The 18,489-nt window shown below is 75.1% G+C and carries 17 protein-coding genes; 1 reads left to right on the forward strand and 16 read right to left on the reverse strand.

The window, feature by feature from the left end:
• Positions 1–182: 182 nt before the first annotated feature.
• The 9 genes from eno to ANAEK_RS11155 form a co-directional block, all read right to left on the reverse strand.
• On the reverse strand, positions 183–1,472 hold the full coding sequence (gene eno, locus ANAEK_RS11115; protein WP_012526243.1) for a phosphopyruvate hydratase: 1,290 nt from the start codon (positions 1,470–1,472) through the stop codon (positions 183–185).
• 217 nt (positions 1,473–1,689) lie between these two features.
• On the reverse strand, positions 1,690–1,875 hold the full coding sequence (locus ANAEK_RS11120; protein ID WP_012526244.1) for a hypothetical protein: 186 nt from the start codon (positions 1,873–1,875) through the stop codon (positions 1,690–1,692).
• A 262-nt stretch (positions 1,876–2,137) separates the two neighbouring features.
• Entirely contained in the window at positions 2,138–2,581 is a 444-nt protein-coding gene (locus tag ANAEK_RS11125) for a type II toxin-antitoxin system RatA family toxin (RefSeq protein WP_012526245.1), read from the reverse strand.
• Positions 2,582–2,597: 16 nt separating this feature from the next.
• The gene (glpX, locus tag ANAEK_RS11130; RefSeq protein ID WP_012526246.1) at positions 2,598–3,563 is read right to left on the reverse strand and encodes a class II fructose-bisphosphatase; all 966 of its coding nucleotides are present in this window, start codon (positions 3,561–3,563) and stop codon (positions 2,598–2,600) included.
• A gap of 3 nt (positions 3,564–3,566) precedes the next feature.
• Complete coding sequence (locus tag ANAEK_RS11135; RefSeq protein ID WP_012526247.1) at positions 3,567–3,989, reverse strand: thioesterase family protein; 423 nt, start codon at positions 3,987–3,989, stop codon at positions 3,567–3,569.
• Positions 3,990–4,059: 70 nt separating this feature from the next.
• A complete protein-coding gene (locus tag ANAEK_RS11140; RefSeq protein ID WP_012526248.1) occupies positions 4,060–5,385 on the reverse strand; it encodes a homoserine dehydrogenase in 1,326 nt (441 codons plus the stop codon).
• A complete protein-coding gene (locus ANAEK_RS11145; RefSeq protein WP_012526249.1) occupies positions 5,385–5,966 on the reverse strand; it encodes a hypothetical protein in 582 nt (193 codons plus the stop codon). The genes ANAEK_RS11140 and ANAEK_RS11145 overlap by 1 nt, the downstream gene beginning before the upstream one ends.
• 54 nt (positions 5,967–6,020) lie before the next feature.
• Positions 6,021–6,881: a HEAT repeat domain-containing protein gene (locus tag ANAEK_RS11150; protein WP_012526250.1), complete on the reverse strand. Its 861-nt coding sequence runs from the start codon at positions 6,879–6,881 to the stop codon at positions 6,021–6,023.
• 46 nt (positions 6,882–6,927) lie between these two features.
• Positions 6,928–8,802 carry an HTH domain-containing protein gene (locus ANAEK_RS11155; RefSeq protein WP_012526251.1) on the reverse strand — a complete coding sequence of 625 codons (1,875 nt, stop codon included), beginning with the start codon at positions 8,800–8,802 and terminating at the stop codon, positions 6,928–6,930.
• A gap of 138 nt (positions 8,803–8,940) precedes the next feature.
• On the opposite strand from ANAEK_RS11155, the gene ANAEK_RS11160 reads away from it, so the two are divergent.
• Positions 8,941–11,175 (forward strand): PQQ-binding-like beta-propeller repeat protein, encoded by a 2,235-nt coding sequence (locus ANAEK_RS11160; protein WP_012526252.1) that lies wholly within the window; start codon positions 8,941–8,943, stop codon positions 11,173–11,175.
• Between the two features lie 12 nt (positions 11,176–11,187).
• Here the strand turns inward: ANAEK_RS11160 and ANAEK_RS11165 are convergent, their stop codons facing one another.
• From ANAEK_RS11165 to sucC, 7 genes are all read right to left on the reverse strand, one after another.
• Entirely contained in the window at positions 11,188–11,922 is a 735-nt protein-coding gene (locus tag ANAEK_RS11165; RefSeq protein ID WP_012526253.1) for a metallophosphoesterase, read from the reverse strand.
• Positions 11,923–11,971: 49 nt separating this feature from the next.
• Complete coding sequence (locus ANAEK_RS11170) at positions 11,972–12,916, reverse strand: PfkB family carbohydrate kinase (RefSeq protein WP_012526254.1); 945 nt, start codon at positions 12,914–12,916, stop codon at positions 11,972–11,974.
• 47 nt (positions 12,917–12,963) lie between these two features.
• A complete protein-coding gene (rlmN, locus tag ANAEK_RS11175) occupies positions 12,964–14,082 on the reverse strand; it encodes a 23S rRNA (adenine(2503)-C(2))-methyltransferase RlmN (protein WP_012526255.1) in 1,119 nt (372 codons plus the stop codon).
• 12 nt (positions 14,083–14,094) lie between these two features.
• On the reverse strand, positions 14,095–15,453 hold the full coding sequence (locus ANAEK_RS11180; protein ID WP_232288433.1) for a hemolysin family protein: 1,359 nt from the start codon (positions 15,451–15,453) through the stop codon (positions 14,095–14,097).
• A gap of 176 nt (positions 15,454–15,629) precedes the next feature.
• Positions 15,630–16,073 carry a nucleoside-diphosphate kinase gene (gene ndk / locus ANAEK_RS11185; RefSeq protein WP_012526257.1) on the reverse strand — a complete coding sequence of 148 codons (444 nt, stop codon included), beginning with the start codon at positions 16,071–16,073 and terminating at the stop codon, positions 15,630–15,632.
• A gap of 106 nt (positions 16,074–16,179) precedes the next feature.
• Positions 16,180–17,205, reverse strand: a complete 1,026-nt coding sequence (gene sucD, locus ANAEK_RS11190; RefSeq protein WP_012526258.1) for a succinate--CoA ligase subunit alpha — start codon at positions 17,203–17,205, stop codon at positions 16,180–16,182.
• 42 nt (positions 17,206–17,247) lie between these two features.
• Positions 17,248–18,414, reverse strand: coding sequence for an ADP-forming succinate--CoA ligase subunit beta (gene sucC / locus ANAEK_RS11195; RefSeq protein ID WP_012526259.1), 1,167 nt, complete (start codon positions 18,412–18,414; stop codon positions 17,248–17,250).
• Positions 18,415–18,489 lie beyond the last annotated feature (75 nt).

Raw genomic sequence — 18,489 nt, forward strand, 5'->3', positions numbered from 1 at the left:
GGGAGGGTCGATGCAAGGGACGTGAAGCTAGCGAGGGGCCGCGGGCGTGTCAATGCGCCGCGCCCGGAAATCCGCGTGGGCGGGCGCGGGGTTGCGCCCGCACCCGGGGCGCGTGCGGCGCGGCTGCTCGGGGTCGGCGCGGCGGGCCCCGGCGCGAGGTCCGGGGCCCGCTCGCCGGGGGCTCAGCGGAGCGCCTCGAACGCGCTGCGGCCGGCGTACCGGCCGGCTCCGCCCAGCTCCTCCTCGATGCGGAGCAGCTGGTTGTACTTGGCGATGCGGTCGGTGCGGGAGGCGGAGCCGGTCTTGATCTGCCCGCAGTCGCAGGCGACCGCCAGGTCGGCGATGGTGGTGTCCTCGGTCTCGCCGGAGCGGTGGCTCATCACGCTGGTGTAGCCGGCGCGGTGCGCCATGCGCACCGCCTCCAGCGTCTCGGTGAGCGAGCCGATCTGGTTCACCTTCACCAGGATCGAGTTCGCCACGCCCTGCTCGATGCCGCGCGAGAGGCGGGTCACGTTGGTGACGAACAGGTCGTCGCCGACGAGCTGCAGCTTCGCGCCCAGCCGCTCGGTCAGGAGCTTCCAGGTCGCCCAGTCGTCCTCGTCGCAGCCGTCCTCGATCGAGACGATGGGGTACTTGGCGGCGAGCTCGGCGTAGTACTCCACCAGCCCCTTGCCGTCGAAGCGCTTCCCCTCGCCCTCCAGCTCGTACTTGCCGGCCTTCTTGTCGTAGAACTCGCTGGCCGCGCAGTCGAGCGCGAGGGCCACCTGCTTGCCCGGCTCGTAGCCGGCCTGGCCGATGGCCTCCATGATCACCGCGAGCGCCTCCTCGTTGGAGGCGAGGCTCGGCGCGTAGCCGCCCTCGTCGCCCACGCCCGTCGCCGCGCCCTTCCCCTTCAGCACCTTCTTCAGCGCGTGGAAGATCTCGGCGCCGCAGCGGAGCGCCTCGGCGAAGGTGGGCAGGCCGAGCGGCACCACCATGAACTCCTGGATGTCCACGTTGGAGTCGGCGTGCGCGCCGCCGTTCAGGATGTTCATGAGCGGCACCGGCAGCGTGCGCGCCCCGGCCCCGCCGACGTAGCGGTACAGCGGGAGGCCGTGCGCCGTGGCGGCCGCCTTGGCCGCGGCCAGCGACACGCCCAGGATGGCGTTCGCGCCCAGCTTCGACTTGGTGGGCGTGCCGTCGAGCGCGATCATGCGCGCGTCGAGCGAGGCCTGGTCGGAGGCGTCGAGGCCGACCACCGCGGGCGCGATCTCGTCGATCACGTTCGCGACGGCCTTCCGGACGCCCTTGCCCAGGTACCGGCCCTTGTCGCCGTCGCGGAGCTCGAGCGCCTCGTGCTCGCCGGTGGACGCGCCGGAGGGCACCGCCGCGCGCCCCACGTCGCCGGTCCCGACCGCCACCTCGACCTCGACGGTGGGGTTGCCGCGGGAATCCAGGATCTCCCGCGCGGTCACGTTGATGATCTCGGTCATCGGCTGGTCTCCCCGAGCGCCCGGCGCGGTCGCCGCGCCCAAGGGGTCCGCTCGCAGGCCCGCGAATGTGCCCCGCGCGCAGCCGAAGGGTCAATCGGTTTTACCGGCGCGCGGGCGCGCGTGCGCCCGAGAAAACGACGGGCGCGAGACCGGCCGGTCCGCGCCCTCTCGGTCGAGCGCTTCGCCCCTGGCGAACGCCCGGCTGGTCCGGATCATCTCACCCGGAGTAGTCGATGATCACCACGCCGCGGTCGCGGTCGCCGGGCTCGCGGTCGCGGTCGTCGTGACCGCGCGGCCCCTCGTCCGGATAGGAGGGCAGCGGGAGCTCGACCGACGGGCGGTCCTCGCGGCGCTGCTCGCGCTCACGCCGCTTGATCTCCTCGATGACGTAGGCGTCCAGCATGGCGGGTCTCCGGGCCATCGTCCTCGCTGCAGCTGCAAGTCGCGTTCCTCGCGACCTCGTTCCCCTCCTCCGCGGCGCGGTTCGCACATCTTTAATGACGCATGGGCCCTTCGCGCCAATTCACTTCGCCCCGGGAGGGCCCGGTTCAGTAAAGCACCCGTCCCATCCGGGGGTCAACTGCACGCGGCAGGATGTGCGCGCGGTGCCGCAGGCTGCGCCTCCCGGTGCAAACGTTGCCGCGGCGACACCGCCCTGCCGCATCTCAGCGCAGCGACTCCGCCCGTGCCTTGAAGGCGTGCAGGTTGCGGGGGAGGTTCACCTTGGTGAGCTCGTCGCTGATCCGGTCGATCACGGCCTGCGGCACGAGGGGCGGCTTGGAGATGAGGATCTCGACGGAGTAGTGCGCGCGGGTGCGGTCGCCCTCGGCGTGGAGCTCCCAGGAGCCGTTCGAGACCTTCATGAGATCGCCGGACTGGAGCGACCAGGTCACCTTCCGCGGGCGCTCCTCCTCGTGCCGGAGCACGTACTTGAAGCGCTTGATGCCGAGATCGAGCTCGTACTCCACCCGCTTGCCGGGCCCGCCGGCGAGCACGCGGCAGCCCTTGATGCCGGGCACGAACTCCGGGTAGCGCGCGTAGTCCACGATCACGTCGTAGACGCGGTCGATGGGCGCGTCGATGAAGACCTCCTGCGTGACGACCGACATCGGGGCCTCCTCAGGGCTACCAGCCGTAGTCCGGGCTGCGGGTGAAGTGGTGCTCGGTCTCGATGTAGCGGAGCGTCCCGGTCCGCGACCGCATCACGACGGAGTGCGTCCGGGCGCCGTCGCCGGTGAAGCGCACGCCCTTCAGGAAGTCGCCGTGGGTGACGCCGGTCGCGGCGAACATGACGTTGCCGCCGGCCAGCTCCTCCGCGCCCATGACCCGGTCCAGGTCCTTCACGCCGTACCCGCGGGCCCGCTCGCGCTCCGCGTCGTTGCGGAACACGAGCCGGCCCTGCAGGTCGCCGCCCACGCAGCGGAGCGCCGCGGCGGCGATGACGCCCTCGGGCGCGCCGCCGACGCCCATCAGCAGGTCCACGCCGGTGTCGGGGAAGCAGGTGTTGAGCGCGCCGGCCACGTCGCCGTCGCCGATGAGCTTGATGCGCGCGCCCGCCTCGCGGACCTCGCGGACCAGCTTCGCGTGGCGGGGGCGGTCGAGGATCACGACGGTGAGGTCCTCGACGTACTTGCCCAGCGCGTCCGCGACCCGGCGCAGGTTCTCGGTGGGCGTGCGCCGCAGGTCCACCGCCCCGCGGGCGCGCGGCCCGACCGCGATCTTCTCCATGTACGTGTCGGGCGCGCGCAGCAGCCGGCCCTTCTCGCCCATGGCGATGACGCTGAGCGCGTTGGGCGCCCCGGTGGCGCACAGGTTCGTGCCCTCCAGCGGGTCCACCGCGATCTCCATCTCGGCGTCGCCGTCGCGGCAGCGGCCCACCTTCTCGCCGATGTAGAGCATCGGCGCCTCGTCGCGCTCGCCCTCCCCGATCACCACCTCCCCGCGGATGGCGATGTCGTTGAACGCCTTGCGCATGGCCTCGACCGCGGCCTGGTCGGCGCCGTTGCGGTCGCCCCGCCCCATCAGCCGGGCGGAGGCCAGCGCGGCGGCCTCGGTGACGCGGACCACCTCGAGCGCGAGGTTCCGATCCATGGCTCAGCCTCCCTTCCCCGGGCCGGCGGGCGCCTCGCCCACCGCGAGCCGCGACAGCAGCTCCGGCGGCATGCGGCGCACGCGCCCGTCCAGGTCCACGCAGGCGTGGACGGTGGAGCCGGTGGCGAGCAGCTCGCCGCCCCGGACGATGCGGTACTCGAAGCGGGCCGACGCGCGGCGCACCTCGGCCAGCGAGGTCTCCACCGCGACGAGGTCGTCGTAGCGGGCCGGGCTGCGGTAGCTCACCTGCGCGTCCACCACCGGCAGCCGCAGCGCGTACGCCTCCTCGAAGTCCCGGTAGCGCAGCCCCTTGGCGCGGATGAACTCGTTCCGTCCCGCCTCGAAGAAGCGCAGGTAGTTGCCGTAGTAGACGACGCCCATCTGGTCGGTGTCGCCGTAGATGACCCGGAGCTCCGTCTTCACCATGCGTTCACCTCGGGCGCGGCGCGGCGCGGCGCCCGGCGCGGGGCCGGTCGCGGCGGGCGTGCGGCGCGGGTCAGACGCTCTCGATGCGGATGAGGCGCGTCGGCGCGAGCGTGGTCGGGTCGCGGTCGATGTCGGCGATGGCGGCGCGCAGGTCCGCCTCGCGGGCCACGTGCGTCACGATCACGAGCGGCACCGGCTGGCCCTGGTCGTTCTGCTCCCGCTGCTGCACCGCCGCGATGGAGATGTGGCGGGCGGCGAGCTGCGAGGCGATGCGGGCGAGCACGCCGGGCGCGTCCTGCACCGAGAAGTTCAGGTAGTACGCGCAGCGCACCTCGGCGTGCGGCCGCACCGAGACGAGCGGCTCGGCCGGCGGCAGCGGCACGCGCCCGGGGCTCCCGGCCAGGATGTTGCGGGTGAGGTCGATGATGTCCGACACCACCGCGCTCCCGGTGGGCATCGCGCCGGCGCCCTGCCCGTACAGCATGGAGGCGCCCAGCGCCTCCGAGTGCAGCACCACCGCGTTCATGGCCCCGCGCACGCCGGCGAGCAGCGAGCCGGCCGGGATGAAGGCGGGGTGCACGCGGGCCTCGAGCTGGTCCTGCGCGCCGGGCGCGGCGCCCTCGGCCGGGCCGCAGCGCCGGGCCACCGCCAGCAGCTTCAGCGCGTAGCCGAACTCGCGCGCCCACCGGAAGTCCTCCGGCTTCAGCGCCATGATGCCCTCGGTGAGCACGTCCGCGGGCCGGAGCGCCGCCCCGAACGCGAGCTGCGCGAGGACGCAGAGCTTCTGCGCCGCGTCGCCGCCCGACACGTCGAGCGTGGGGTCCGCCTCGGCGTACCCGAGCCGCTGCGCCTCGGCCAGCGCCCGCTCGATGGGCTCGCCCTTCTCGGCCATGGCGGTGAGGATGAAGTTGGTGGTGCCGTTGACGATGCCGTGCAGCGCGGTGATCCGGTCGGAGGCGAGCGCCTCGCGGAGCGTGCGGATGATGGGCACGCCGCCGCAGACCGCGGCCTCGTAGTAGACGTCCACGCCGCGGGCGCGGGCGAGCCGGAAGATCTCATCCCCGCGCGCCGCCAGCAGCGCCTTGTTCGCGGTGACCACGTGCTTGCCGCGCTGCAGCGCCCCGCACACCAGCTCGAACGCCTGGTCCACGCCGCCGATCAGCTCGACCACCACCTGGATGCCGGGGTCCTCGAGCAGGTCCTCGAGCCGCGTGGTGAGCAGCGCCGGATCGACGTCGATCGAGCGCTCCTTCTCCAGGTCGCGCAGCGCCACGCGCCGGACCACGATCCGCCCGCCCAGCCGCGCCTCGATGTCCCCGGCGTGCTGCCGCAGGATGGACAGCACCCCGCCGCCGACCACGCCGAACCCGGCGATCCCGATCCCGACCTCGCGCATCACTTGCCTCCGACCCGGTACGAGCCGAGCACCGCCCGCACCTGCGGCGCCACGTTCCCCTCCACCACCGCCCACGTCTCGATCCGCACCGGCCCGACGCCCGGCGCGTACGTGATCTCGAGCACGTTGTCGGTGGTCGGCCCGGCCCGGTTGTGCGCCCGCACGCGCACGCAGCCCTCGAAGCGGCCCGCCGGCGTCTCCGCCGTCTCGCCCACGGCGGCGATCTCGTAGCGCTCGGTGGAGCTGGCCGAGACCACCGAGGACCACTGCTGGCCCTGCGCCAGCGGCGCGCAGAGCAGCCGGCGCAGCCGGTCGTGCACGCAGGCGCCGTCCGCGCGCAGCTCGCCGCGATCGCTGTCGCGGAAGTAGCCGTCGGCGGTCCGCTCCAGGATCCGCACGGTGCGGAGGGCGCCGCGGCGCTCCGGCGGCAGCGCCGGCGACTCGTCCACGTACGTCCAGCTGTTCCCGACCGCGAGCGGGAAGTACTCGGCCGGCGCGGCGGCGCGGGGCGCGGCCGGCGCCGGGGCGCGCGCGCAGGCGAGCGCGAGCGCGAGGATCGGGACCAGGGTGCGGAGCGTCATGAGGGTCGCATCTTAGCGGAAAGCCGGCGCGAGGTGGCCCCCGCGGCCTCGCGGCTACTTGCCGGCCACGCGGCCGGCCTCGGCGTCGCGGGCGCGCAGGTCGGCGAGCGCGTCGCGCGCCGCGGCGCGGACCCGCGGCTCGGGGTGGCCGGCCTCGAGCGTGAGCAGGTACCCCTTCGCCTCGGGCCCGCCGATGTCGCCGATGATGCGCACCAGCGCCAGCGCCATGCCGCCGTCGCCGCGCTGCGATAGGTCGATGAGCGGTCCCACCGCCCGCGGGTCGCGGATCTGGCCGAGCGCGCCCACCGCGAGGTGCGCCACCTCCGGCTCCGGATCCCGCAGCCGCTCCACGAGCGCCGGCACCGCCTCGCGGGCGCGCCGCTCGCCGGCCACCCGCACGGCGTGCCGCCGCACCCGCGCGTCGTCGGCGCCGAGGTCGCGCACCACGGCGCCGGTGGACTTCGCGTCCTCCGCCGTCGCCAGCGCGAGCGCCTCGGCCGCGCCGCGCGCCCCGAGGGCCAGCGCGGACCGCCACGCCTCGGCGGGACCGGCCGCGAGCGTGGCGGCGCCTGCGGCGGTCTCGCGCACGGCGGTGCCGTCGCCCCCGTCGGCCGGGACGAGCTCCAGCAGCACCGCGGTCTCCACCCGCGCCACGCCGCCGGGCGGGCCGGCCACGAACCGGATGCCCACCACGTCCACGCGCGCCTGGTGCGGGCGCTTCCCCTCGCCGAGGCGGAACCCGGCGCCGGCGAGCGCGTCGCGCGCGGCGGCCTCGAGGGCGGCGGCGTCCAGGCCGGCCTCCACGAGCGGTCCGGCCAGCGCCCCGGGCTCGGCGCGGATCGACACCACGTGCACCGGCGGTGTCCCCGGCCGGCAGGCCGAGGCGAGGAGGAGCGCGCCCGCCGCGATCCCCACCGCCCTCCGCCATCGCGCCGGTCCGGGCATCGCGTTCGGCCGCGCGTCAGGCCTCGGGATCGCCGCGGCCGGGCTCCGGGGGCGGCGGCTCGGGGGCGCGCTCGCGCTCGGGCTCGGCCACCGGGGCCGCGGCCGGAGGCGGCGGCTCGGCGCGCTCCCGCGGCTCGGAAGGCAGGGGCGGAGGCGACGCCTGCGGCGCGGGCTCCGGCACCGCGACCGGCCAGGCCGGCTCGCCGGAGGCGGCGGCCCCGGCGCCGGGCGCAGCGCCCTCGGCCGGTGCGCCCGCGGGCTGCGGGCCGGCGCCCTCGCGGTTGCGCCCGCGGCCGCCGCGGCGGCGGCGGCGACGGCGGCGGCGGCGGCGCTCGCCGGTGCCGGGCTCGCCCGCGGCGCCGTTCGCGGCGACCTCCGCCGGCTCCTCCTCGCCCTCGGCGCCCTCGGCACCCTCCGGTCCCTCGTCCTCGCCGCCCTCCTCGTCGTCCTCGAGCGGTCCGGCGCCGGGCGGGAGCGCGGCGGGGAGCTCCTCCACCGCCAGCTCCGCCGGGACCTCGACCACGCGCGCGCCGGCGGTGCCCGCGAGCTCGACCACCTCGGGCGCCTCGGGCGACGACGCCTCGACGGCGATGCCCCCCGCCGCGGGGCGCGGGCGCTCGTCGCGCCGCGGCTCGCGCCGCTCCTCCCGCCGGCGGTCGCGATCGCCGCGATCCTCGCGCCGGTCGCGCTCCTCGCGCCGCGCCAGGCGCGCGGACTCCTCCGCCGCGGCGGCCGCGGCGGCGGCCTGGAAGAACCCGTCGTCCACCTCCGGCACCACCACCGGCACGCAGCCGACGCCGGCCTCGACCAGGGCCTCGGCGAAGCCCTCGCCGCAGAGCAGGATGACCGGGAGCTGGCCGGCCGCGGACGCCTCGCCGCGCGCGTCGCGCGCCGCGTCGCCCGCGGTGACCACGACGCCGATCTGCGCGCCGTAGTGGACGAGGTCGCGGCGCAGGTCCGTCACGTCGCGGCGGGACGCCTCGGTGCCGGTGCGCACGATCCGGACCGCGTGGCGCAGGTCCGCGAGGCCCATGCGCTTCCGCGCCGTGCAGACCACGTGCTCGCGGCCGCGCTTGGCGACCTTCACCTCGCGGTAGCCGAGCTTCTCGAGCATCCGGATGGCGACGTGCTCGACCGTGGGCGGCTCGCACTCGCGCAGGCGTCGCCGCAGGGCGGCCAGCGCGGCGCGGCGCAGGTCGCCGGGGGCGGCGGCCGCGGGGCGCGGGGCCGGCGCGGCGGGACGCTCGCCGGGCTCGGGCTGGGCGATGAGCGTGACGGCCTCGCCCTCGACCTGGAAGAGCGGGTGGCGGCCGGCCGCCTCGCGCCGGCGGTTGTCCTCGGCGAGCGCGGCGGACAGCGACGCCGTGTCGCGGACGAACGCGTCCGGCATGAGCATCCGCTCGGCGCCCTGCAGCGCGATCTCGGCCAGCGTGAGCGCGCGGCCGGCGCCGGCCAGGATCTCGTAGGCGACCTCGGCGGGCGGCGGGAAGCGCCGCGCGCGGCGATCCTCCTCCTCGCGGCGTCGGCCGCGGCCGGCCTCGCCGCGTCCGGTCGCCCGCGCCATCTCGCGCGAGGGCGCCGGGTGTCGCTCCCGCCCGCGGTAGGGCAGCTCGTTCTCGGGCGGCGGCTCGATCAGGTTGTCGAGGCCGTGGGGATCCTCGTCCAGGGCCCACTCCGACAGGGCGAACGTGCCGGGTTGCACCGGCAGCATGCGGCGATCGGCGTGGGGGAGCCGGCAGTGTGCGGCGAGCTGATCCGCCAGGGTTTCCTCCGGGATCTTGCCGACATGGTCGAGCAGGTTCTCCCGGATGGCGATCTCGGCGATCTTCCTGAAGTGGAGAGGCTTCCCCTCGCGCCGCAGCACCTCGATGGCGGCTTCGGTGAAGGTCATGTACGTCCTTGGACGGAGGTCACGAGCTGTCGGGGCCGCCAGCAGGCGGGCGGCCGCATCGGTACCCTCATCTTCGTGCCGTGGACCGGGCCTGTCAACGTTGAAAGTGCCTGATTCCGCGATGATTCTTCCGGTTCGATGATCCGGATCCGCACGGGTACCAGCTGGCGCCTCGACCCCGACCTGAGCGCCGCGCTCCGCCGGGCCGCCGGGCCGGCGCGGACCGCCGCCACCCGCGCCATCGTGGACGCCCTGGCCATCGAGGTGGACGGCATCGACATCGCCGGGGGCCGGGCCGAGGGCCCGCTCCTCCCCTCCCTGGAGGCGCTGCTGCGCGCGGTGGCGCGCGTGGTGGGGGGCGCCCCGCACGCCGCGGTGGCCTTCCACGAGGGCGCCCTGGAGCTGGTGCTGCGGCGGCGCGGCGCGAGCGCGCTCCTCACGCTCGTCTCGCTGGCCCGGCCGTCGGGCGTCCTCGCGCGGGACGTCGAGGTCGACCTGGAGGCGCTCGCCGCCGCGGCCCTCGAGGCCGCCGCCGAGCTGTGCCGGGAGCTGGCCGAGGCCGCCCCCTCGGCTGCCCGGGACGCGAGCCGCCTGCGCGCCGCCGCGCGGGACCTGCGCCGGACCGAGGCGGCGCCGGCCCCGGGGCCCCGGCCGCCGGTGCGGGCCCGCCGGCCGGGCCCCACCCCGCGCCCGGGGCGCGTCGCCTGCACGGTGGAGCTCGCCGACGACGAGGGCGTCCTCCTCGCCTACCCCGGTGGCCGGCCCGACCTCGGCTCGCTGCTCGCGCCCGGGACGGTGCGGGTGCTGGCCGAGGACGGCGCCGAGCTGCTCGCGCTGCACGGGTTCCCGTTCCTGGCGCTGCGCGACCTGGTCGCGGCCGCGGGCGCGATCGTGGGGGCGGTCCGGCGCCGCGAGGCCGCGCTCGAGGTCCCGCTCTCCCGGGCCGGCCGCGCGCCGGCGCGCACCCTGGAGCTGGACCTCGCCGGCGGGCGGGTGCGCGCCAGCGGCGTGGCGCGACCGGCGCCGCCGCTGGCGCTGGCGAGGGCGGTCGCCGAGGCCGCGCTCGACCTCTGCCGCCTGGCGCGCGCGCGCAACCCGCGCCAGTCGGAGAACGCGTACCTGGCCGAGCTGGAGGCGGCCGCGGCGGAGCGGCTGGCGCAGGTGGAGGAGCTGGCCGGCGGCGATCTCTCCGCCGGCGCCTCCGCCGGCGAGGCGCGAGCGCGCGGCCCCGCCGGCGCCGCCGGCGCACCGCTCGGCCCGGGGCGCCTGCGGCGGCTCTCCTTCCGCCGCGCCTGGTCGGTGGACGTGGGCGCGCCGGCCGGCCCGGGCCTGTGGAACGCCGGGGCGCTCACGCTCGCCGCCGGTGCCGAGGCGGTGGTGGCGGTGGACCGCGCCCGCGGCGAGGTGGCGTGGCGCGCCGGCGGCGGCCTCCGGGTGGCGCCGCTGCCCGGCGCCGTGCTGGTGTTCCGGCCCGGGCGGCTGGAGGCGCTCGCGCTCCGCACCGGGCGGCTGCGCTGGGGGCGGACGCCGCCGGGGGCGGATCCGGACGGCGCGGTCGCGCTCGCCGGCGGGCCGGTGGTGCTGGTGGAGCCCGGGGCGCTCACCGGGCTCGAGGCCGCCACCGGGCGCACGCTGTGGCGCCTCGAGCTCCCCGGGCGGCCGCGCCTGCGGGCGGCGGCGTTCGGCGGCGTCGCCGTGGCCGCGTCGGACGCCGGCTTCGTCTACGCGGTGGACGCGGCCGGACGGCTGGCCTGGCGCGTGCGCGCGCCCGGAGCGCCCTGCTGCGCCCCCTCCTCCGGCGCCGGCGCCTGCCTGGTGCTGGCCGAGGCCGGCGCCGCGACGGCGCTCCTCGCGCTCGACCCGTCCACCGGCGCGCGCCGCTGGGAGGCGCCGCTCGACCTCGTCCCGGCCGGCCCGCCCATCGCGTGGGGCCCGCGCCTCGCGGTGGTCGGGACGGTGGGCGGCGATCCGGCGGTCACCGCGCTGCGCGGCGACGGCAGCGCGGACTGGACCGACGCCCCGCCGCTCGCCGGCGCGCCCGCGGCGGCCGCCGCCGGGCCGCTGCTCGCGCTCCGCGACGCCGCCGGCGCGCTGGTGGCGCTCGGGCGCGACGGCGCGGTGCGCTGGAGCCGGGCCGCGCCGCCCGGCCACCTGCCGCCCGGGGCGGCCGCGCCGGCGGTGGCCCGGGGGACGCTGCTCGTGCCGGGCGAGGGGATCGCCTGCCTGTCGCTGCGCAGCGGGGAGCCGGTGGGCGCGATCGCGGCGGTGGCCCCCGCCCGGCTGGCGGTGGACGGCGCGCTGCGCGTCGCGGCGATGGACCTCGACGGCCTGACCACCGGGTTCCGGCTCGCCACCCACCTCAGCGTGGTGTGAGCCGCGGGCGGCTCAGACGCCCAGGAACAGCCGCTTACCGAAGTTCAGCGCCAGGTCGGCGTCGAAGATCTTCTGCGCCGAGGTCTCGATGTCGTAGGGCACGCGGTGGAACTCCACCACGCGCTCCTCGGTGTCGTAGGTGACGAAGCAGGCGCGGTTGTCGCAGTCGCGCGGCTGCCCCACCGAGCCCACCGAGATCACGTACTTGTAGCCGCGGCGCAGCCCGAACCGCGTCGCCACCACCTCGTTGACGTCGCCGGAGGGGTGGATCGCGAACGACTTGCACAGATGGGAGTGGCCGACGAAGTTCACGTCCTCGAGCGCGTCGAGGTGCGGGACGAGGTCCTTCGCCTGCTCCTTCGCGAACACGTACTCGTAGGCCTGCGGCGCGGCCGGGTTGCCGTGGCTCAGCCCGACGCCGGGGAGCCGGTGCGTGTACGGCAGCGCGCGCAGCCACTCGAGGTGGTCCGGGTCGATGCGCGCCGCGGTCCAGTCCAGCGCGTGGCGGGCGGCGTCGTAGTAGAAGCTGTAGTCCATCCGCCCGGCCACCGCGGCGTCGTGGTTCCCGAGCAGCGTCACCTCGGCCACCTTGCGCACCAGCGCGCAGCACTCGTTCACGCTCGCGCCGTAGCCGACCACGTCGCCCAGGCAGTAGATGCGATCCGGGCGCAGCCGCTCCAGCGCGGCCAGCGACTCGGTCAAGGCCTCGAGGTTCGAGTGGATGTCGGAGATGATCCCGATGCGCATGCTCGACCCGTGCCGGGCGGCGCATGGTAGCCGCCGCGCGGATCGGAGGTCAACCCGGGGTGGCCGCGCCGTTGAAGAGATCGCTCTCGAGGTCGTCGAAGTGGGCCAGGCCGCGCGCCTCGGCGTAGCGCGCCCGGATCTCGTCCGGGCGGAGCGTGCGGAGCCGGTCGAGCGAGAACTGCTCCACCGCGAAGCTCGCGAGCACGCTCCCGAGCACGATGGCCCGCCGCATGGTGGGGGCGTCCGCGCGGCCGCGGTGCGCGAGGTAGCCCATGAACCCGCCGGCGAAGCTGTCGCCCGCGCCGGTCGGATCGAACACCTCCGGGAGCGGGAACGCCGAGGCGGCGAACACCTCGTCGCCCGAGAAGAACAGGGCCCCGTACTCGCCGCGCTTCACCACCAGCGAGCGCGGCCCCATCGACAGGATGGCGCGCGCCGCCTTCACCACGTTGTGCTCGCCGGCCAGCTGGCGCGCCTCCGCGTCGTTGACGAACAGCATGTCCACGCGCTTCAGCGTCTCGAGCAGGCTCTGGCGCTTCGAGGTGATCCAGTAGTTCATGGTGTCGCAGCCCACGAAGCGGGGCCGCTCCACCTGGTCGAGGACCGCGCGCTGCAGGTCCGGGTCGATGTTGCCGAGGAACACGAACTCCGAGCCGCGGAAGCTGGCCGGGAGCACCGGCCGGAACCCGGCGAACACGTTGAGCTGCGTGTCGAGCGTGTGGGCGGTGTTGAGGTCGAACTCGTAGCGCCCCTTCCAGCGGAACGTCTTGCCCGGCTCGCGCGAGAGGCCGGCCAGGTCCACGCCGCGCCCGGCCAGGAAGCGCACGTGCTCCTCGGGGAAGTCCTCCCCGACCACCGCCACCAGCCGCGTCGGGCCGAAGAAGCTCGAGCAGGCCGAGAAGTAGGACGCGGAGCCGCCCAGCACCTCCTCGCGCCGGCCGAAGGGGGTCTCGAGCGAGTCGAGCGCGACGGAGCCGACGACGAGCAGGGCCATCCGGGATCGAGCCTTTCCGCCCGCCGGGAGCGGCGGGCGACCCGTACCTAGCCCGCCGCGGGCGTCCCGGTCAACGGCGCACCGGCCCGCCGGCGCGGATCGCCCGGGCCGCCCTCCGCGGCGAGCTGGCCGCACGCGGCGGCGATGTCGGTGCCGCGGTTCTTGCGGACGACCGCGGTCACGTTCCGCGCGACGAGCAGGTCGCGAAAGCGCTCCACCGCGGCCGGCGCCGGCGCGGCGAACCCGAGGCCCGGGTTCTCGTTGTACGGGATGAGGTTCACCTTGGCCGGGATGCCGCGCAGCAGCCGCGCCAGGCGCTCGGCGTCCTCCGGCGCGTCGTTCACGCCGCCCAGCATCACGTACTCGAACGTGATCCGCCGCCCCTGCTTCATGGGGAACTCGCGGCAGGCGCGGAGCAGCTCGGCCAGCGGGTAGCGCCGGTTGATGGGCATGATCGCGTCGCGCTGCGCGTCGGTGGTGGCGTTCAGCGACACGGCCAGCTTCACCTGCGTCTCCTCGCCCAGCCGGCGCATCACCGGCACCAGCCCGGACGTCGAGACCGTCACGTGGCGGTGCGAGAAGTTGGGACCGTCCTCCGAGAGGAGCAGGTCGAGCGCGACCTTCAGGCTGCGGTAGTTCGCGAGCGGCTCGCCCATGCCCATGAACACGAGGTTGGTGAGCGGCCGCGGCCCCTCCCCCTCCCCCAGCTCGATCAACCGCCGGTTGGCGCGGTGGACCTGGTCCACGATCTCGCCCGGCCCGAGGTTGCGCGCGAGGCCCATGGTGCCGGTCATGCAGAACGTGCAGCCCACCGCGCAGCCCACCTGCGTCGAGACGCACAGCGTCTTGCGGTCGGTCTCGGGCATGTAGACGGACTCGATCAGCTTCCCGTCGCCCGTGCGCCAGGTCCACTTGATGGTGCCGTCGGCCGAGCGCTGCTCGGTGGCGCGCTCGAGCGTGGTGAGGCGGGTGCCCTCCGCGAGCCGCTCGCGCAGCGCGCGCGGCACGTCGGTCATCTCCTCGAGCGAGGCGGCGCCGCGCAGGTGAAGCCAGCGGTAGACCTGGCGGGCGCGGAACGGCTTCTCGCCCAGCCCGGCGATCAGGGCGGCGAGCCGCTCCTGCGGGAGCGACCGGAGGTCGGGCGTGTCGTCGTGCAGGACGTCCATGCGCGCCTGTTCCTAAGACCGGGCCGCGGCCGGCGCGACGTCGGGTGCGGCCACCTCGCCCCGCCGCGCGATCTCGACCCGGGTGACCCGCCGCTCGTCGCCGGCGCGCACCGTGAACGTGAGGCCGTCCCAGGCCAGCGTGGCCCCCACCGGCGGGACCCGGCCGGCGGTCGCGGTCACGAAGCCGCCCAGCGTCTCGTAGTCCCCCTGCTCGGGGAAGCGGATCTCGGGCGGCGGCTCGCCGTCCTCGAACTCGGGCGCGTCGTCGCCGGCGGGGCGCGGCGCGGGCTCCTCGCGCTGCTCGTTCAGGAAGGACTGCAGGTCGTGGAGCGGGATGGCGGCGTCCGCCAGCCACACGCCCGGCGCGACCGCCTTCACCGGGGCGGACTCCACGTCCGCCTCGTCCTGGATCTCGCCGACGATCTCCTCGATGACGTCCTCCATGGTGACGAGGCCGCTCGTGCCGCCGAACTCGTCCACCACCACCGCGAGGTGCGTCCGCCGCCGCTGCATCTCCTTCAGCAGCCGCGAGATCTTCATCTGCTCGGGGACGAAGAACGCCGGCTTGAGATACCGGTCGAGCGCGATGCGCCTGAGCGGCCCGTGCCGGAGCTCCTGGATGATGTCGCGGACCAGCAGGATGCCCACCACGTTGTCGATCGAGCCCTCGTACACCGGCATGCGGCTGTACGGGTTCTCGGTGACGATCCGCACCAGCTCGTCCGGCTCCACCGCGCGGTCCACGGCGACCATGCGCGTGCGCGGGATCATGACCTCCTTGGCCACGCGGTCGGCGAACTCGAGCACGCTGTTGAGCAGCTCCTCCTTCACCTCGTCGAGCACGCCCTCGCGCGTGCCCATCTCGATGAGGTACTCGATCTCCTCGCTCGTCACCGCCGGCGTGGGCGCCTTGCCGCCGCCGAGCAGGCCCACCACCCGGCCGGTGAGCCGGGTCACCGCGGCGGAGAGCGGCCACATCGCCAGGCAGAGCGCCTGGACCATGGGCATCGCCCAGAGCGCGACCGGCGCCGGGTGGCGCTTGCCGATGGTCTTCGGGACGATCTCGCCCGCGAACAGGATCACCACGGTGGTGACGCCGGTGGCGATGGCGACCAGCGTCCCGTGGGCCCAGCCGCCCCCGGCGGCCAGGTCCGCGCCGACCGAGCCGGCCAGCGCGCCCGCGCCCACGTTCACGAGCGTGTTCCCGATGAGCAGGGTCGAGAGCACGCGCTCCGGGTGCTCGATCCACAGGCCCAGCAGGCGGGCCCGCCGGCCGCCGGTCTCGCGGAGCTGCCGGGCCCGGGGCTCGCCCAGCGCGGTCAGCGCGGTCTCGGTCCCCGAGCAGAAGGCGGAGGCGGCGAGGAACGCCACCCCCAGCAACCATTTCCATGTCGGTACTGCGTCCAAACTGCGGCTCTCCTCGCGTCCCCTGAAACGACGAAACCCGTCCCTGGGGCGGGACGGGTTCGTGCATTGTAGCCCGAACCGGGCGCGGCGCGCCCGGCCGAGCGGGGGAACGCCCCCAGGAGTGCAGGAAGATCGGCCGGTTAGGCGAGCTTCTTCCACTCGTAGGCGTGCACCTGCACCTCGGGGAAGAAGTACGAGACCTCGATCTTCGCGTTCTCCGCGCTGTCCGAGCCGTGGACCGTGTTCTTCTCGATGTCGGTCGCGAAGTCCTTGCGGATCGTGCCCGCGTCGGCCTTCTTCGGGTCGGTGGCGCCCATGATCTCGCGGTTCCGGGCGACCGCGTTCTCGCCCTCGAGGACCATCAGGACCACCGGCCCGCTGGTCATGAACTTCACCAGGTCGCCGAAGAACGGCCGGGCCTTGTGCACCGCGTAGAAGCCCTCGGCCTCCGCCTTCGACAGCTGCGTCAGCCGGATGGCCACCGGCTTCAGGCCCTTCTCCTCGAAGCGGCCGATGATCTTCCCGATGATGCCCTTCTCGACGCCGTCGGGCTTGATGATGGACAGCGTGCGCTCGATCGCCATGTGATGCTCTCCGTTCGTCCGGTGTTCCGGGTTGTTGCGGGAAAGCCACGCCCCCGGCTCACCGTGAGCACGGGGGCGCGAGCGTCCCTGGATCCTCGGGGGCGCGCTAGTCGCGCTCCCCCTTGGCAGCCTTCTTCAGCGCCTTGCCGCCGCGCTGCGAGGGTGCGGCGCTGCGCGACGCGGCGCCCTTGCGGGCGGGCGCGGGGGCGGCGGGCCGCTTGCCGGCCGGCGCCTTGGCGGGCTTGGGGCGGGCGCGCCGCGACAGCGCGTCCTTCATGGCCCGGCCGAGCAGGTGGGGACCGTCCACCACCACGATGCCGGCCTCGCGCATGGCCGCCATCTTCGCGTCGGCGGTGCCGGCGCCGCCGGAGATCACCGCGCCGGCGTGGCCCATGCGCTTGCCTGGGGGCGCGGTCCGGCCGGCGATGAACCCGACCACCGGCTTCGTCATGTGGTCGCGGACGAACTCGGCGCCCTTCTCCTCCTCGCCGCCGCCGATCTCGCCGATCATGATGACGGCGTCGGTCTCCGGGTCGTCCTCGAACAGCTGCAGCGCCTGCACGAAGTCCGTGCCATGGACCGGGTCGCCGCCGATGCCCACCGAGGTGGACTGGCCGAGGCCCAGGTCGCTGAGCTGCTTCACCGCCTCGTAGTTGAGCGTGCCCGAGCGCGAGACCACGCCGATGCGGCCGGGCCGGTGCACGTGCCCGGGCATGATCCCGATCTTGCACTGGCCGGGCGTGATCACGCCGGGGCAGTTCGGCCCGACCAGCCGCGTCTTCGGGCGGCTCTCCACGTAGCGGCGCACCCGGACCATGTCGAGCACCGGGATGCCCTCGGTGATCGCCACGATGAGCTCGATGTCGGACTCGGCCGCCTCGATGATCGCGTCGGCCGCGAACGGGGGCGGCACGAAGATCGCGGCCGCGTTCGCGCCGGTCTCCTTCACCGCCGCCGCGACCGTGTGGAAGATGGGGACCGTCCCCTGGAAGCGGGTGCCGCCGCGGTTGGGCGTCACGCCCGCCACCACGTTCGTGCCGTAGGCGAGCATCTGCTCGGCGTGGAAGCTGCCCGCCGAGCCGGTGATGCCCTGGACGAGGACCCGGGTGTTGCGATCTACGAGGATGCTCAAGGCGTGTGCCTCCCGCCGCTCACGCGACGAATGGACCTGGATCTAGGCGGCTCGCGCGGCCTGGACGACCTTCCGGGCAGCGTCGCCGAGGTCGTCCGCGGGGATGATCTTCAGCTCGCTGTGGGCGAGGATGTCCTTGCCCAGCTCCACGTTGGTGCCCTCGAGCCGGACCACCAGCGGGATGGAGAGCCCCACCTGCTTGGCGGCGGCGACGATGCCGTTCGCGATCACGTCGCACTTCATGATGCCGCCGAAGATGTTGACGAGCACCGCCTTCACGTGCGGGTCGGAGAGGATGATCTTGAACGCCGCGGTGACCTTGTCCTCGTCGGCGCCGCCGCCCACGTCGAGGAAGTTGGCCGGCTGGCCGCCGGACAGCTTGATCACGTCCATGGTGGCCATGGCCAGGCCGGCGCCGTTCACCATGCAGCCGATGTCGCCGTCCAGCGCGATGTACGAGAGGTCGTACTCCTTGGCCTGCGTCTCCTTCGGATCCTCCTCGTCCGGATCGCGCATCGCCGCGATGTCCGGGTGCCGGTAGAGCGCGTTGTCGTCGAAGTTCATCTTCGCGTCGAGCGCGAGCACCTCGCCGCCCACCGTGATGACGAGCGGGTTGATCTCGGCGAGCGACGCGTCGGTGGCGACGTAGGCGTTGTACAGGCCGGTGGCGAAGCGGACGAACGCGGTGACCGAGTCGCCGGTGAGGCCGAGGCCGAACGCGAGCCGGCGGGCCTGGAACGGCATGAGGCCGGTCAGCGGCGAGATCCACTCCCGCAGGATCTTGTCGGGGTGCTTCGCGGCCACCTCCTCGATGTCCACGCCGCCCTCGACCGAGGCCATCACCGCCAGGCGCCCGATCTCGCGGTCGAGCGTCATGCCGAGGTACAGCTCGCGGGCGATCCGGCAGCCCTCCTCGACGTAGACCTTCCGGACCTCCTGCCCGTCCGGCCCGGTCTGCGGGGTCTTCAGCATCATGCCGAGCATGGCCTCGGCGTGCTGGCGCGCCTCGTCCGGCGAGCGGGCCAGCTTCACGCCGCCGCCCTTGCCGCGGCCGCCGGCGTGGATCTGCGCCTTCACCGCGCTGATGCCGCCGCCGAGCTGGCGCGCCGCGCCCTCCGCCTCGAGCGGCGTGACCGCGAGGTAGCCGCGCGGGACCGCCACGCCGAACTTCCGCAGGATTTCCTTCGCCTGGTACTCGTGGATCTTCAAGCCGAGCTCGCTCTCGTTGGGACGACGAAGGCCGGTCGCCCCCGGATGGGGTGGACGACCGGCCCGAGAAACCTA

Origin of the sequence: Anaeromyxobacter sp. K (genome assembly GCF_000020805.1) — a bacterium.
GTDB classification, from domain to species: Bacteria; Myxococcota; Myxococcia; order Myxococcales; family Anaeromyxobacteraceae; genus Anaeromyxobacter; species Anaeromyxobacter dehalogenans.